The 14,312-nt window shown below is 62.2% G+C and carries 10 protein-coding genes; 8 read left to right on the forward strand and 2 right to left on the reverse strand.

The genetic code is table 11. The features are described 5' to 3' along the window. Nucleotides 1-75: 75 nt before the first annotated feature. Nucleotides 76-2,991 (reverse strand): ribonucleoside-diphosphate reductase subunit alpha, encoded by a 2,916-nt coding sequence (locus BBI10_RS25150; RefSeq protein ID WP_065992783.1) that lies wholly within the window; start codon nucleotides 2,989-2,991, stop codon nucleotides 76-78. Nucleotides 2,992-3,621: 630 nt separating this feature from the next. Here BBI10_RS25150 and BBI10_RS25155 point away from each other — a divergent pair. Genes BBI10_RS25155 through fhuF form a run of 3 tightly spaced genes read left to right on the forward strand, consistent with a single transcriptional unit; the run spans nucleotide 3,622 to nucleotide 6,746 of the window. Beyond that, complete coding sequence (locus BBI10_RS25155) at nucleotides 3,622-4,359, forward strand: response regulator (protein WP_065992785.1); 738 nt, start codon at nucleotides 3,622-3,624, stop codon at nucleotides 4,357-4,359. A 3-nt stretch (nucleotides 4,360-4,362) separates the two neighbouring features. Beyond that, a complete protein-coding gene (locus tag BBI10_RS25160) occupies nucleotides 4,363-6,015 on the forward strand; it encodes an ATP-binding protein (protein WP_065992786.1) in 1,653 nt (550 codons plus the stop codon). After that, entirely contained in the window at nucleotides 6,012-6,746 is a 735-nt protein-coding gene (gene fhuF, locus BBI10_RS25165; protein WP_065992787.1) for a siderophore-iron reductase FhuF, read from the forward strand. The genes BBI10_RS25160 and fhuF overlap by 4 nt, the downstream gene beginning before the upstream one ends. Here fhuF and BBI10_RS25170 read toward each other — a convergent pair. Continuing rightward, the gene (locus tag BBI10_RS25170) at nucleotides 6,697-7,422 is read right to left on the reverse strand and encodes a 4'-phosphopantetheinyl transferase family protein (protein ID WP_208600771.1); all 726 of its coding nucleotides are present in this window, start codon (nucleotides 7,420-7,422) and stop codon (nucleotides 6,697-6,699) included. The two genes, fhuF and BBI10_RS25170, sit on opposite strands and share 50 nt — an antisense overlap. An 884-nt stretch (nucleotides 7,423-8,306) precedes the next feature. On the opposite strand from BBI10_RS25170, the gene BBI10_RS25180 reads away from it, so the two are divergent. The 5 genes from BBI10_RS25180 (at nucleotide 8,307) to BBI10_RS25200 (ending at nucleotide 13,818) form a co-directional block, all read left to right on the forward strand. After that, on the forward strand, nucleotides 8,307-8,735 hold the full coding sequence (locus tag BBI10_RS25180) for a hypothetical protein (protein ID WP_065992795.1): 429 nt from the start codon (nucleotides 8,307-8,309) through the stop codon (nucleotides 8,733-8,735). A gap of 138 nt (nucleotides 8,736-8,873) precedes the next feature. Further along, nucleotides 8,874-9,551, forward strand: coding sequence for a response regulator transcription factor (locus tag BBI10_RS25185; protein WP_065992796.1), 678 nt, complete (start codon nucleotides 8,874-8,876; stop codon nucleotides 9,549-9,551). Next, nucleotides 9,548-10,891, forward strand: coding sequence for an ATP-binding protein (locus BBI10_RS25190; RefSeq protein WP_065992797.1), 1,344 nt, complete (start codon nucleotides 9,548-9,550; stop codon nucleotides 10,889-10,891). Before BBI10_RS25185 ends, BBI10_RS25190 begins: the two co-directional genes overlap by 4 nt. 299 nt (nucleotides 10,892-11,190) lie before the next feature. Continuing rightward, a complete protein-coding gene (locus BBI10_RS25195) occupies nucleotides 11,191-12,528 on the forward strand; it encodes a dicarboxylate/amino acid:cation symporter (protein ID WP_065993219.1) in 1,338 nt (445 codons plus the stop codon). 108 nt (nucleotides 12,529-12,636) lie between these two features. Then, nucleotides 12,637-13,818 carry a CaiB/BaiF CoA transferase family protein gene (locus BBI10_RS25200; protein ID WP_065992799.1) on the forward strand — a complete coding sequence of 394 codons (1,182 nt, stop codon included), beginning with the start codon at nucleotides 12,637-12,639 and terminating at the stop codon, nucleotides 13,816-13,818. The last annotated feature ends 494 nt before the right edge of the window (nucleotides 13,819-14,312 follow it).

Below are 14,312 nucleotides of genomic sequence, written 5' to 3' on the forward strand. Positions count from 1 at the left end.
CAAGAAGGCCCCGCGCCCTAGGGGACGCGGAGCCTTCAATCAGGGCGTCACCCGAAGGTGACGCTTGACGCGCTGTTACTGGCAGGCTTCGCAGTCCGGCTCGTCGATCGCGCAGGCTTTTGGCACTGGCGCTGGACCGGCCGGAGCCGCTTCGGCTGGACGCGGGGCGGTGATCGCCGAGTCGTCCGGGCCGTGTCCACCGCTGGAAACGGCGTTCAGCTTGCCGGTGTTGATGGTCGACTTCTCGGTGCTGGTCGCGGCCAGGGCACGGAGGTAGTAAGTGGTTTTCAGACCACGGTACCAGGCCATGCGGTAGGTCACGTCCAGCTTCTTGCCCGAAGCGCCGGCGATGTACAGGTTCAGCGACTGGGCCTGGTCGATCCACTTCTGACGACGGCTGGCCGCGTCAACGATCCACTTGGTGTCCACTTCGAAGGCGGTCGCGTAGAGGTCTTTCAACTCCTGCGGGATGCGCTCGATCTGCTGCACCGAACCGTCGTAGTACTTCAGGTCGTTGATCATGACCGAGTCCCACAGATCGCGGGCTTTCAGGTCGCGAACCAGGTACGGGTTGATCACGGTGAATTCGCCCGACAGGTTCGATTTCACGTACAGGTTCTGGTAAGTCGGCTCGATCGACTGCGACACGCCGGTGATGTTGGCGATGGTCGCGGTCGGTGCGATGGCCATGATGTTCGAGTTACGAATGCCTTTCTGAACGCGAGCACGCACAGGCGCCCAGTCCAGGAATTCGTTGAGGTCGACGTCGATGTACTTCTGGCCACGCTGCTCGATCAGGATCTGTTGCGAATCCAGCGGCAGGATGCCTTTGGACCATAGCGAACCCTGGAACGTCTCGTAGGCACCGCGCTCGTCCGCCAGATCGCAGGACGCCTGGATCGCGTAGTAGCTGACGGCTTCCATCGAGCGGTCGGCGAATTCGACAGCGGCATCGGAACCGTAAGGAATGTGCTGCAGGTACAGCGCGTCCTGGAAGCCCATGATGCCCAGACCGACCGGACGGTGACGGAAGTTGGAGTTCTTCGCTTGCGGCACCGAGTAGTAGTTGATGTCGATCACGTTGTCGAGCATGCGCACGGCAACGTCGATGGTGCGCTTGAGCTTGTCGGTGTCCAGCTTGCCGTCGACGATGTGGTTCGGCAGGTTGATCGAGCCCAGGTTGCAGACCGCGATCTCGTCCTTGTTGGTGTTCAGGGTGATCTCGGTGCACAGGTTCGAGCTGTGAACCACGCCCACGTGCTGCTGCGGCGAACGCAGGTTGCACGGGTCCTTGAAGGTCAGCCATGGGTGGCCGGTTTCGAACAGCATGGACAGCATTTTGCGCCACAGGTCTTTGGCCTGAATGGTCTTGAACAGCTTGACCTTGCCCGGGTACTCGGTCAGCGCTTCGTAGTACTCGTAGCGCTCTTCGAAGGCTTTACCGGTCAGGTCGTGCAGATCAGGCACTTCGGACGGCGAGAACAGGGTCCACTTGCCGTCGTCGAAGACACGCTTCATGAACAGGTCAGGGATCCAGTTGGCGGTGTTCATGTCGTGGGTACGACGGCGATCATCACCGGTGTTCTTGCGCAGCTCGATGAACTCTTCGATGTCCATGTGCCAGGTTTCCAGGTAGGCACAGACAGCGCCTTTGCGCTTGCCGCCCTGGTTCACGGCCACGGCCGTGTCGTTGACCACTTTCAGGAACGGCACGACGCCCTGGGATTTGCCGTTGGTGCCCTTGATGTAAGAGCCCAGCGCGCGAACCGGCGTCCAGTCGTTGCCCAGACCGCCTGCGAATTTGGACAGCATGGCGTTGTCGTGGATCGCGTGGTAAATGCCCGACAGGTCATCCGGAACGGTGGTCAGGTAGCAGCTCGACAGCTGTGGACGCAGGGTGCCGGCGTTGAACAGTGTCGGGGTCGAGGCCATGTAGTCGAAGGACGACAACAGGTTGTAGAACTCGATGGCGCGGTCTTCGCGGGCTTTCTCTTCGATCGCCAGGCCCATGGCCACACGCATGAAGAAGATCTGCGGCAGTTCGAAACGGATACCGTCCTTGTGGATGAAGTAACGGTCGTACAGGGTTTGCAGGCCCAGGTAGGTGAACTGCTGATCGCGCTCGTGGTTGATCGCCTTGCCCAGTTTTTCCAGGTCAAATTCGGCCAGCACAGGGTTCAGCAGTTCGAACTGGATGCCTTTCTCGACGTAAGCCGGCAGCGCCTTGGCGTACAGGTCGACCATTTCGTGGTGGGTGGCGCTTTCGGCGACACCGAGGAAACCCAGGCCTTCGGCGCGCAGGGTGTCCATCAGCAGGCGCGCGGTGACGAACGAGTAGTTCGGCTCACGCTCGACCAGGGTACGCGCGGTCATCACCAGTGCAGTGTTGACGTCGGTCAGGGCAACGCCGTCGTACAGGTTCTTCAGGGTTTCGCTCTGGATCAGGTCGGCATCGACCTCGGCCAGGCCTTCGCACGCTTCGGTGACGATGGTGTTCAGGCGGCCCATGTCCAGCGGCGCGAGGCTGCCGTCTTTGGCGGTGATGCGAATCGACGGGTGCGCTTGCACGGGGGTTTCGCCTGCGCTGCGACCGGCACGCTCCTTGGAGCGCTCGTTGCGGTAGATCACGTAGTCGCGGGCAACTTTCTGCTCGCCGGCGCGCATCAGCGCCAGTTCGACCTGATCCTGGATTTCTTCGATGTGGATGGTGCCGCCCGACGGCATGCGGCGCTTGAAGGTCGCGGAGACCTGTTCAGTCAGGCGCGCAACGGTGTCGTGGATACGCGACGAAGCGGCAGCGGTGCCGCCTTCAACTGCGAGAAAGGCCTTGGTGATGGCGACGGTGATCTTGTCATCGGTGTACGCAACGACGGTGCCGTTACGCTTGATCACACGCAGCTGACCCGGCGCGGTGGCGGACAGGTCCTGCTGGGTCGCACCTGTCTGCGGCGCGGTGGCCTGCGGATTCTCGCGAGTTGTGTCGGTTTGCATGGGTGTCTCCACGTTCTTTAAGTGTGTTTGGACGCGGAGTACGCGCCCACCGTTTCGTCTTGCGGCAGTGAACTGACAACTGTCAGGCCATGACTTCAAGACGAATGGGAAGGCGGATTTACCCTCCCTGGCGTTGAAGTCGAAAAGGGTGCCGGACTTAAGCCCGTCACCCCAAAAACTGTTGCAGAATGCGCGTGTGATGTTGCAACACGTGTGCCGCTGCGCGCAGATCCCAAGGCTGGGTGGTCTGCCATTCGCGCTGGCGGGGTAGAGCGGTAGATTCGGGGGTAATTCAGCCCTTCGTACACAGGTAACGCGCGAGAAAAAAACCTTGAAATCGCGCCCTGACTTGTGTTTGAGATTTAGGCGAAAACCCCACATGTAGGGTCTGCGCCGTCGAAGGGCTACAAGATATGCGTTTCGGACACTTACTGCAACGCATGACCTGTGGATAAGGCTGTGTGTAATTTGTGTGTGAAACGGCGAAATCCCGTGTAGGCCGCATGGCGTCTGGGATGAGCGCTTTGTCGGCGGCCGAAATCATTTTTTCGGGAATTTTGCGGGCGTGAACGCGATCGCAAAAGCCCGTTGCGCAAGCACTATTAATAAGAAAAAACAAGGAGCCTCACCGTGCAGCCACAACCCTGGCAGGTGCTGATCATCGAGGATGACCAGCGGCTGGCCGAGCTCACCCGCGACTACCTCGAAAACAATGGCCTGCGCGTGAGCCTCGAAGGAGACGGCGCGCGGGCGGCCCTGCGAATCATCGACGAGCAGCCGGACCTGGTGATCCTCGACCTCATGCTGCCCGGCGAGGACGGCCTGACCATCTGTCGCAAGGTGCGTAGCCGCTATGACGGCCCGATCTTGATGCTCACCGCGCGCACCGACGACAGCGACCAGATCCAGGGCCTGGACATGGGCGCAGACGATTACGTCGGCAAACCGGTGCACCCCCGCGTACTGCTCGCGCGCATCCATGCCTTATTAAGGCGCAGCGAAACCGTCGAAAGCCCTGTCCAGGTACAGCACCGTCTGGAATTCGGCGCGCTGGTGGTGGACAACACCCTGCGCGAAGCCTGGCTCAACGACCAGAGCGTCGAGCTGACCAGCGCCGAATTCGACCTGCTGTGGCTGTTGGTCAGCAACGCCGGGCGCATCCTCTCTCGCGAAGAAATCTTCACCGCCCTGCGCGGCGTCGGCTACGACGGCCAGGACCGCTCCATCGACGTGCGCATCTCGAAAATCCGCCCGCGCATCGGTGACGACCCCGACCACCCGCGCCTGATCAAGACCGTGCGCAACAAGGGTTACCTGTTCGTGCCCCACGCCGCCTCGCAACTGCCCTCCCTCAAGCGCGACGGCTGACCGATGAATTCCATCTTCCTGCGCATCTATGGCGGCATGCTCGGCGTTCTGGTGCTGGTGGCATTGCTCGGCGTGCTGACCCTGCATCTGGTCAACGCCGTGCGCGCCGATCGGTACCGCGAGCAATTGGCCCACGGCACCTTCACGCTGATGGCCGACAATCTGCGTGGCATGAATGACATCGAACGCACTCGCGCCCTCGCCGTGTGGGAGCGCCTGCTGGGCATTCCGCTGACACTGCAAACCGCCGAGCGCGCGCACTTGGACGGCGGCGCGCGCAGTCGGCTGAGTCGCGGGCAGGTGGTGGTCGAACAGACCGGACCCCATGCCGCGCAAGTGTTTCGGGAGGTCGAGCCTGGGCTGTCAGGCAATCCGTCCAGCGGCTTGCTCCTGACCGGCGAGGTGCGGCAGATCAGCGAGCAACTGGCCCGCGCGACCATCTTTCTGTTGCTCGACGAATTGGTGCGTCTGCCCGTCGATGAGCAGCCGGCGCGGCTGGAAGCGTTGCGCCAGAGCAAGGGGTTCGGCTTTGACATGCAGCTGATCCGTCTGGAGAACCTGGATGTGGACGATGACCAGCGTCGGCGCATCGACGAGGGCGACACGGTGATGGCGCTGGGCAAGGGCGGCGATTCGATCCGCGTGCTGTCTGGCGTTGGCGAAACCCCGTGGGTGCTGGAGATCGGCCCGCTGTTCCAGATGAACGCCTATCCGCCGGAGCTGCTGATCCTGATCGCGTTTCTGGGGCTGTGCCTGATCGGCCTGGTCGTTTACCTGCTGGTGCGTCGGCTCGAGCATCGTCTGCGCGGACTGGAAGCGGCGGCCACGCAGATCGCCCAGGGCAGCCTGGAAACCCGCGTGCCTGTAGCAAGTGCGGGGGCGGGCGCGGATTCGGTCGGGCGGCTGGCGTCGGCGTTCAACGGTATGGCCGAGCACCTGCAGCGTTCGCTGATGATCCAGCGCGAACTGGTGCGCGCGGTGTCCCATGAGCTGCGCACGCCGGTGGCGCGGTTGCGTTTCGGGCTGGAAATGATCAACGACGCCACCAACCCGGAAGCGCGGCATAAATACATGGTCGGCATGGACAGCGATATTCAGGACCTCGACAAGCTGGTGGACGAGATGCTCACCTACGCGCGCCTGGAGCAGGGCGCGCCGACCCTGAATTTCCAGCGCATCGACCTCGACGCCCTGATCGATCAGGTGATTGCCGAACTGGCGCCGCTGCGGCCGAATATCAGTGTCAGGCGCGGGGAGTGTGTTGATGCGCTGCATCGTGTCGGATCGGGCGAAGAGCACTGGGTGGAGGCCGAGCCGCGATACTTGCACCGTGCGCTGCAGAATCTGGTGAGCAACGCCATGCGCCACGCCGAATCGGAGGTGCGCATCGGCTATCAGTTGAGTGAAGAGCGCTGTCGCATCGACGTGGACGATAACGGACCCGGCGTGCCGGAAAGTGCCTGGGAGCGGATTTTCACGCCGTTTATGCGTCTGGACGACAGCCGCACCCGGGCGTCGGGCGGGCATGGGCTGGGATTGTCGATCGTGCGCCGCATCATTCATTGGCACGGCGGGCGCGCGTTGATCGGGCGCAGCCATACCTTGGGGGGTGCGTGTTTCAGCCTGGCCTGGCCGCGTAAGCAGGGAGATGCATGATGTTCGACGGTGCGCTGGCCGGGTTTGCTCGCACGGTGCGGGTCGATGAAACGCGGCCTGTGTTGCCGCTGACCGAGCTGTTGCAGGATGAGGTTCTGGATCGCTTGCTGCTGAAGGTGTATGGGCCGGCGTTGCTGAGGGAGCAGTTGCCGGTGCTGGTTTCGCAGTGGATGAAGTACTACGCCATGCAGCTGATCCCGCCGGTGGTGGTGGCGAGTCTGGCCTATGGCCTGGGGTGGCCGCTGGGGCTGGATCACCTGAGTTTTGCCCTGCATGAACGTGGCTATCTGGATGGGGTGAGGTTTGAGGGGGCCGTTACGCCGGTGGCGGTTTCGGACGATCCGTTCGAGCGGTTTGCGCCGCTGCTAGAGAATCTGCAGCACGTGATCGATCGCTTGAGTGCCTACGGCGATGTGCCGACGGCGGTGCTGTGGGGCAACGCCGGGGATTATCTTGAAACCTGCTTGCGGCAGTTGTCTGCGGCGAGCGAGGTTTCAGTTGCGGCAGGGTATGGGCTGTTGCGGGAACGGCTGAGGCCGGATGGGCGGCGCAATCCGCTGTTCAACGCCGTTAGCTATATAGAAAAGGACGGGCAGATGGTTCGGCAACGGCGCACGTGCTGTTTGAGTCATCGGGTGGAATGGGTGGGGCGGTGTGAGCATTGTCCGCTGGGCGCGACCGTCAGCCTCGAATCGCCACCAGACTCAACAGCTGCCCATCCTGCACGCTGAACTGCGCGTCCAGCTCCTTGCCGTTGTGCCATTCCGCCGACAGATCGATGTTCAGCCGCAGGCGCGCAGTGCCTTCGTCTGACCAGTCGAGCAACTCGGCGGCCTCGAAATAGAACCGCTTGAGCACGATGGGGTAGAGCGCCTTGAACAGGCTTTCTTTCAGGGAAAAGGTCAGGGTGACGAGCTTGGCTGCTTCATGCTCGGGGCCGGCGTTCAGGCGTTGCATTTCCGCCGGCGTCAGAATCTCTCCGGCCAGACGCACGGCGCGCTCGTGGCTCATCAACTGTTCCACGTCCAGGCCCAGTCCGCGCCAGTCTGATTTTCGCGCCACGATCGCGGCGGCCCACCCGGTGCTGTGGGTGATCGAGCCGGTGACGTCCGCTGGCCAGACCGGCGCGCGATCCTCGCCAATCAGCGGGACATGGGAGCGGCCGTCCAACCGGCGCATCGCCTCCCGCGCGCACAAACGACCGGCGAGAAACTCCGTCTTCCGCTTGGCCACCGACCGCTGAATGGAGGCGGGCGGCTCGATGAGACAGCGCTGAAAATCGCCGTCGATGAGCTTTTGCGGATCGAAGCGACTGCTCACCAACACCACATCCGCCAGCCCATGGGGCAAGGGCCAGTGAGCGGTGAGGGCGGGGCAACAGTCAGGCAGTGTCGGAGATTGAGTCATGCCCGGCATTCTGCCGGAACCGCCGTGTTGGGCGCAAAACTGGTTTGCCGGAAATCCCCAATCCAAAGTCATGCACAGAACCTGTGGGAGTCAGCTTGCTGACGAATGCGGTGGGTCAGGCGAAGTGGATGGCACAGGCAGAAAGCATTCGCGAGCAAGCTCGCTCCCACAGGAGATGTGTGTGGGTCCGAGACTTCAGCGTCATGCACAGAACCTGTGGGAGTCAGCTTGCTGACGAATGGGTGGCTCAGACAAAGTTGATGGCCGAGGCAGACCGCCTTCGCGAGCTAGCTCGCTCTGCTGGCCTCTTCCCGGGTGAAGCCGGTCCCACAAAGAGCAGCGCGTGCATTCAGTGAAATGCGTGGTGATCAAACCGGCCTCTTCCTGGCTAAAGCCAGTCCTACAGTGGCCGCGGTAGATCTGTAGGACCGGCTTCAGCCGGGAAGCTTTTGATCTTCATGCGCAGAAAGCTCAGACACCGCCAATCGCGACTTGGGTGCAGGCTGAACGCAGGTCTCGCGCAGTGGGCCGAGCCGCATGGATGCGGCGAGAGCGCCGTCAGGACATGGATGTCCGTTCGGCGCGGGCCCACGGAGCGAGACCGGAGTGAAGGAACCCTGAGGAACGAAGGGCCAAACCAGGAGCAGGCACCCTTGGTTACTTGGGGTGCTTTTCCAAGTAACTCGCCGAAGGCGAAACCTGAGGCCGTTAGGCCGACACAAGAGATCTTCGCTGCCCGGGAATTCAGCGCCAGGCACAGAACCTGTGGGAGTCAGCTTGCTGACGAATGCGGTGGGTCAGTACGTGTTCAGGAGGGGTTCAGCGCTGGCTGGGTATGCTCCAAACCGTACCCAACAAGGCGCCTGGCGCCGGAGGACCTGCTCATGCTGACGTTCAACAAGCTCTTTCTGGCGCTGGCGTTCCTTGGCAGCAGCGCGGCGGCGCAAGCGGCTGATGGCAACGCGGACCTGTCCCGCACCGATTTCGGCAAGAACACCGAACGCGCCGACCGCCTCAACGGCCTGCGCCGCGGTCTGGCCACCACCAGCCAGGTCGGCAATTGGAGCCAGACCTTCAGCCAGCAGCCTATGGACGATCCCTACGCCGCCGGCTACGGAAATCTCACAGCCCGCGTCAACGGGGTGAGCTTTCAAACGGGCAATCTTCCGGCCGTTTACAGCGTGCAGATGTCTTCACCGGGCACGTCTAGACTGTTCGAGACCGGCGCACCAGCCCGCACAGCGCAGCAACCTCCCTCGTTGAGCCTGAGCGAGAGCCCGCACACCTATTTACCTGTCCACCACGTTTTATAAGCCGGTTTATAAGCCGCCAGCCTGTTTTTAGCGGTGTCTGGATTGCACAATCACTGCCGGGCTCGTCACACTGCACGCGCTCGGCAGCGTCGTTGAGACTCTTGAAAAAAGAGGGTTGCCTTTGCCTGGGAGAGCGTCATGAAATTGCTGGTTGTCGAAGATGAAGCCCTGCTGCGTCACCACCTGCAGACCCGTCTGACCGAAAGCGGTCACGTCGTCGAAGCGGTGGGCAACGCCGAGGAAGCGTTGTATCAGGCGGGCCAGTTCAACCACGATCTGGCGGTCATCGACCTGGGCCTGCCCGGGGTTGGCGGTCTCGACCTGATCCGCCAGCTGCGCGTGCAGAACAAGGCATTCCCGATCCTCATCCTGACCGCGCGCGGCAACTGGCAGGACAAGGTCGAAGGCCTGGCTGCCGGCGCCGACGACTACGTGGTCAAGCCCTTCCAGTTCGAAGAGCTCGAAGCGCGCCTCAACGCCTTGCTGCGACGCTCCAGCGGTTTCACCCACTCGACAATTGTCGCCGGCCCGCTGACCCTGGACCTCAACCGCAAGCAGGCGTCCCTGGACGAACAGCCCCTGGCGCTGACCGCCTACGAATACCGGATTCTCGAATACCTCATGCGCCATCACCAGCAAGTGGTGCCCAAGGAACGCCTGATGGAACAGCTGTACCCCGATGATGACGAGCGCGATCCGAACGTGATCGAAGTGTTGGTCGGCCGTCTGCGGCGCAAACTCGAAGGGCCCGCCGGCTTCAAACCGATCGACACCGTGCGCGGCCTGGGCTACCTGTTCACCGAGCGCTGTACATGATTCGTTCGCTGCGCCTGCGTCTGATGCTGGGCGCCGCGACCTTGGCCGTCATTTTCATGCTGCTGATGCTGCCGGCGCTGCAGAGCGCCTTCAGCCTGGCGCTGGAAAGCTCCATCGAAAAACGCCTGGCGTCCGACGTCACCACGCTGATCTCCGCCGCCCGGGTCGAAGACGATCACCTGTTGATGCCGTCGTTACTGCCCGGCGAACAATTTGCCCTGCCCGACAGCCGCTTGCTCGGCTACATCTATAACCGCGCCGGCAAACTGGTGTGGCGCTCCCGGGCCACCGAAGACGAAGCCATCGACTACCAGCCACGCTACGACGGCCGCGGCAACGAATTCGCCAAGATCCGCCAACCCAACGGCGAAGAATTTTTCGTCTACGACGTCGAAATCAAACTGCTCGGCGGCCGCAACGCCGCTTTCAGCATCGTCGCCCTGCAACCGGTGCGCGAATACCAGGAAACCATTTCCGGCCTGCGCCAGAAACTCTACCTGGGCTTCGGCGGCGCGCTGCTGGTTCTGTTGATTCTGCTGTGGGGCGGGCTGACCTGGGGCCTGCGCGCCCTGCGGGGCATGAGTCAGGAACTAGATCAGGTCGAGGCCGGCTCGCGGGAAAGCCTCAGCGAAGAACACCCCAGCGAACTGCTGCGCCTGACCGACTCGCTCAACCGCCTGTTGCGCAGCGAACGGGAGCAACGCATTCGATACCGCGACTCTCTCGACGATCTCGCCCACAGCCTGAAAACCCCGCTGGCCGTGCTGCAGGGCGTCAGCGAGCAGATTGCCAAACGGCCGGAAGACCTGGAGCAGGCGCGGATTCTGCAATCGCAGATCGAACGCATGAGCCAGCAGATCAGCTATCAATTGCAGCGCGCCAGTCTGCGCAAAAGCGGGCTGGTGCGTTATCACGTGGCCCTGAGACCCGTGGTGCAAAGCCTGTGCAACACGCTGGAAAAGGTCTACCGCGACAAGCGCGTCAACGTGGTCCTCGACCTGCCGGACAACGGCCAGGTGCAAATGGAAGAGGGCGCCTTGCTGGAGATGCTCGGCAACCTGCTGGAAAACGCCTACCGCCTGTGCCTGGGCGAAGTGCGCGTGAGCTGGCGGTCATCGATGATGGGCGACGAGTTGTGCATCGAAGACGACGGCCCGGGCGTTCCGGAAAGCCAGCGCGCACGGATTCTCGAACGCGGCGAGCGACTGGACACGCAGAACCCGGGGCAAGGCATCGGTCTGGCGGTGGTCAAGGACATCATCGAAAGCTATGGCGCGCAGCTGACCTTGGGCGATTCGGAACTGGGCGGCGCGGCCTTCCGCATTCAGTTCGCCATCTAACCTCAAGGCGTTCCCACGCCCTTCGAGGCGGATACCCGCCAGTGTGGCGAGGTATTTGCCGCCAAACGGCGGAAAACCGCCATCCCTTTCCGGTTTACGGGTCTACCGTTAAACAGACGGTTCACGGAAACCGGGCCTCTCCTGCGATTTATCAACACTGGCACGGTGCCTGCAAAGCACTGGGCAGAGGTCTGCCGCGCGCAGCTCGACAAAAACAAATCCCTCCGAGCAGGAGGGTTCGCACTTTAGGCGTCACTGCAACCGGAATGCTGCAGCTCGATGCTCTTGAGGAAACTGCAATGACGACTCGTCAGCCCATCTATAAATCCCTTTACGCCCAGGTGATCGTCGCGATCATCGTCGGTATCGCCCTCGGCCACTGGTACCCCGAAACTGCCGTAACGCTCAAACCGCTGGGTGACGGTTTTATCAAACTGATCAAAATGGTCATTGCACCGATCATCTTCTGCACCGTCGTCAGCGGCATCGCTGGCATGCAGAGCATGAAATCCGTGGGCAAGACCGGCGGCTACGCGCTGCTCTACTTCGAAATCGTCTCGACCATCTCGCTGATCATCGGCCTGATCGTGGTCAACGTCGTCCAGCCGGGCGCCGGCATGAACATCGACGTGTCCACCCTCGACGCTTCCAAAGTCGCGGCCTACGTGACCGCCGGTAAAGACCAGAGCATCGTCGGCTTCATCCTCAACGTGATCCCGAACACCATCGTCGGCGCATTCGCCAACGGCGACATCCTGCAAGTGCTGATGTTCTCGGTGATCTTCGGTTTTGCCCTGCATCGCCTGGGCGCTTACGGCAAGCCGATCCTGGACTTCATCGATCGCTTCGCCCACGTCATGTTCAACATCATCAACATGATCATGAAGCTCGCCCCGATCGGCGCGCTGGGTGCCATGGCGTTCACCATCGGTGCCTACGGCGTCAGCTCGCTGGTGCAACTGGGCCAGCTGATGCTGTGCTTCTACATCACTTGCCTGCTGTTCGTGCTGCTGGTGCTGGGCTCCATCGCCAAAGCTCACGGCTTCAGCATCCTCAAGCTGATCAAGTACATCCGCGAAGAGCTGCTGATCGTGCTGGGTACGTCGTCGTCCGAGTCGGCACTGCCACGCATGCTGATCAAGATGGAGCGTCTGGGCGCGAAGAAATCCGTCGTCGGTCTGGTGATCCCGACCGGTTACTCGTTCAACCTCGACGGTACTTCGATCTACCTGACCATGGCCGCAGTGTTCATCGCTCAGGCCACCAACACCCACATGGACATCACCCATCAGGTCACCCTGTTGCTGGTGCTGCTGCTGTCGTCCAAAGGTGCGGCAGGCGTGACCGGTTCAGGCTTCATCGTGCTGGCCGCGACGCTGTCCGCCGTGGGCCATCTGCCGGTGGCCGGTCTGGCGCTGATCCTCGGCATCGACCGCTTCATGTCCGAAGCCCGCGCCCTGACCAACCTGTGCGGTAACGCCGTGGCAACCCTGGTGGTCGCCAAGTGGGTCGGCGAGTTGGACGTTCCGCAGATGCAGGCCGAGCTGGCGTCTGGCGGTCGTGCCATCGACAACACCGCGCCGACCGACGACCTGGGTGTGGCTGAAACCGCGCCAAGCCCTGTTGTACGTTCGTAAGCTGCGTTAACGGTAAAGGTTGTTGAAAAAGCCTGTCCTCGGACAGGCTTTTTTTATGGGCGAATCACACCTACTCTGAGCCACACGCTGGCCATCAGAGAACGCTCCATGCAAGGTCCGCTGTCATCCCTCAAAGTCCTCGATTTCTCGACGTTGCTGCCCGGGCCGTTCGCCTCGTTGCTGCTGGCGGACATGGGCGCCGAAGTGTTGCGCATCGAGTCACCCACTCGCCCGGACCTGCTGCGGGAATTGCCGCCCCATGACCACGGTGTCTCAGCCAGCCACGCCTACCTCAACCGCAACAAGCGCAGCCTGGCGCTGGACCTCAAACAGCCTCGGGCCATCGAAGTGGTCAAGCGGCTGGTGGCGGATCACGACATCGTGCTGGAACAGTTTCGGCCCGGTGTGATGGACCGGCTGGGCATCGGGTATGAGGCGTTGAAGGTGATCAATTCGCGGCTGATCTATGTGGCTATCACCGGTTACGGCCAGACCGGGCCTTACCGCGATCGCGCCGGACACGACATCAACTACATGGCTGTGGCCGGGCTCGCCAGCCACACCGGGCGCAAAGACAGCGGGCCGTTGCCCTTGGGCGTGCAGGTTGCGGATGTGGCCGGCGGTTCGCTGCATGGGGTGATCGGCCTGCTCGCCGCGGTGGTCGCTCGCCATCAAACCGGGCAGGGCCAGTACGTCGACGTCAGCATGACCGATTGCGCGTTCAGCCTGAATGCCCTGGCGGGCGCGGGGTATCTGGCGGCCGGCGTCGAGCCTGAGCGGGAGGCGCAGATGCTCAACGGCGGCAGCTTCTACGACTACTACCGCAGCCGTGACGGCAGATGGTTTTCGGTGGGAGGGCTGGAGCCGGGGTTTCTCCACGGGATGTGCGCCGCCCTGGGCCGGCCGGAGCTGGCGCGGCTTGGGCGGTCGTTTGTGCCCGACGATCAGGCTGCGCTCAAGCGAGAGCTGCAAATCGAATTCGAGCGCCGCAGTGCTGATGAGCTGACAGCGCTGTTTGCCGGCATCGACGCCTGTGTCGAGCCGGTGCTGAGTTTCTCCGAAGCGACGCAGCATCCGCACATTCAGGCGCGAGAGATGCTGGCGCAGGTGCCCCGCGGTGATGGCAGCGCGCAGGTGCAGATGGCCTGTCCGGTGAAGTTCTCAGCAGGACTGCCCACGCCCCGGCACATCGGCGTGGCCGTCGGCGCGCATTCCGCAGAGGTGCTGGCCGAAGCAGGGTTCAGCGCGCAGGAAATCCAGTTGATGGGTGATGCGGGGGTGTTTGGGTGAAATCTGAAGGCAGGGTCAATCGAATGCCCCGGCGTCTCGTGCGCAACCTCAGTGGCTTCAACAAAGTCCCGAGTCCACTCCAATCCTGTGGGAGCGAGCTTGCTCGCGAAGACTTGCTTGCAGCCACTTGAGAAAATTGCTGACTGCCCTGGCCCCTTCGTGAGCAAGCTCACTCCCACAAGTCCAGCGGCGTTACCAAGATCCCGAGTCCACCCCGGTCACTCGTGCGCAACCTCAGTGGCTTTAACAAGGTCCCGAGTCCACTCCAATCCTGTGGGAGCGAGCTTGCTCGCGAAGACTTGCTTGCAGCCACTTGAGAAAATTGCTGACTGCCCTGGCCCCTTCGTGAGCAAGCTCACTCCCACAAGTCCAGCGGCGTTACCAAGATCCCGAGTCCACCCCGGTCACTCGTGCGCAACCTCAGTGGCTTTAACAAGGTCCCGAGTCCACTCCAATCCTGTGGGAGCGAGCTTGCTCGCGAAGACTTGCTTGCA

It is taken from the genome of Pseudomonas graminis, from assembly GCF_001705435.1.
In the GTDB taxonomy this organism is placed as follows: Bacteria; Pseudomonadota; Gammaproteobacteria; order Pseudomonadales; family Pseudomonadaceae; genus Aquipseudomonas; species Aquipseudomonas graminis_B.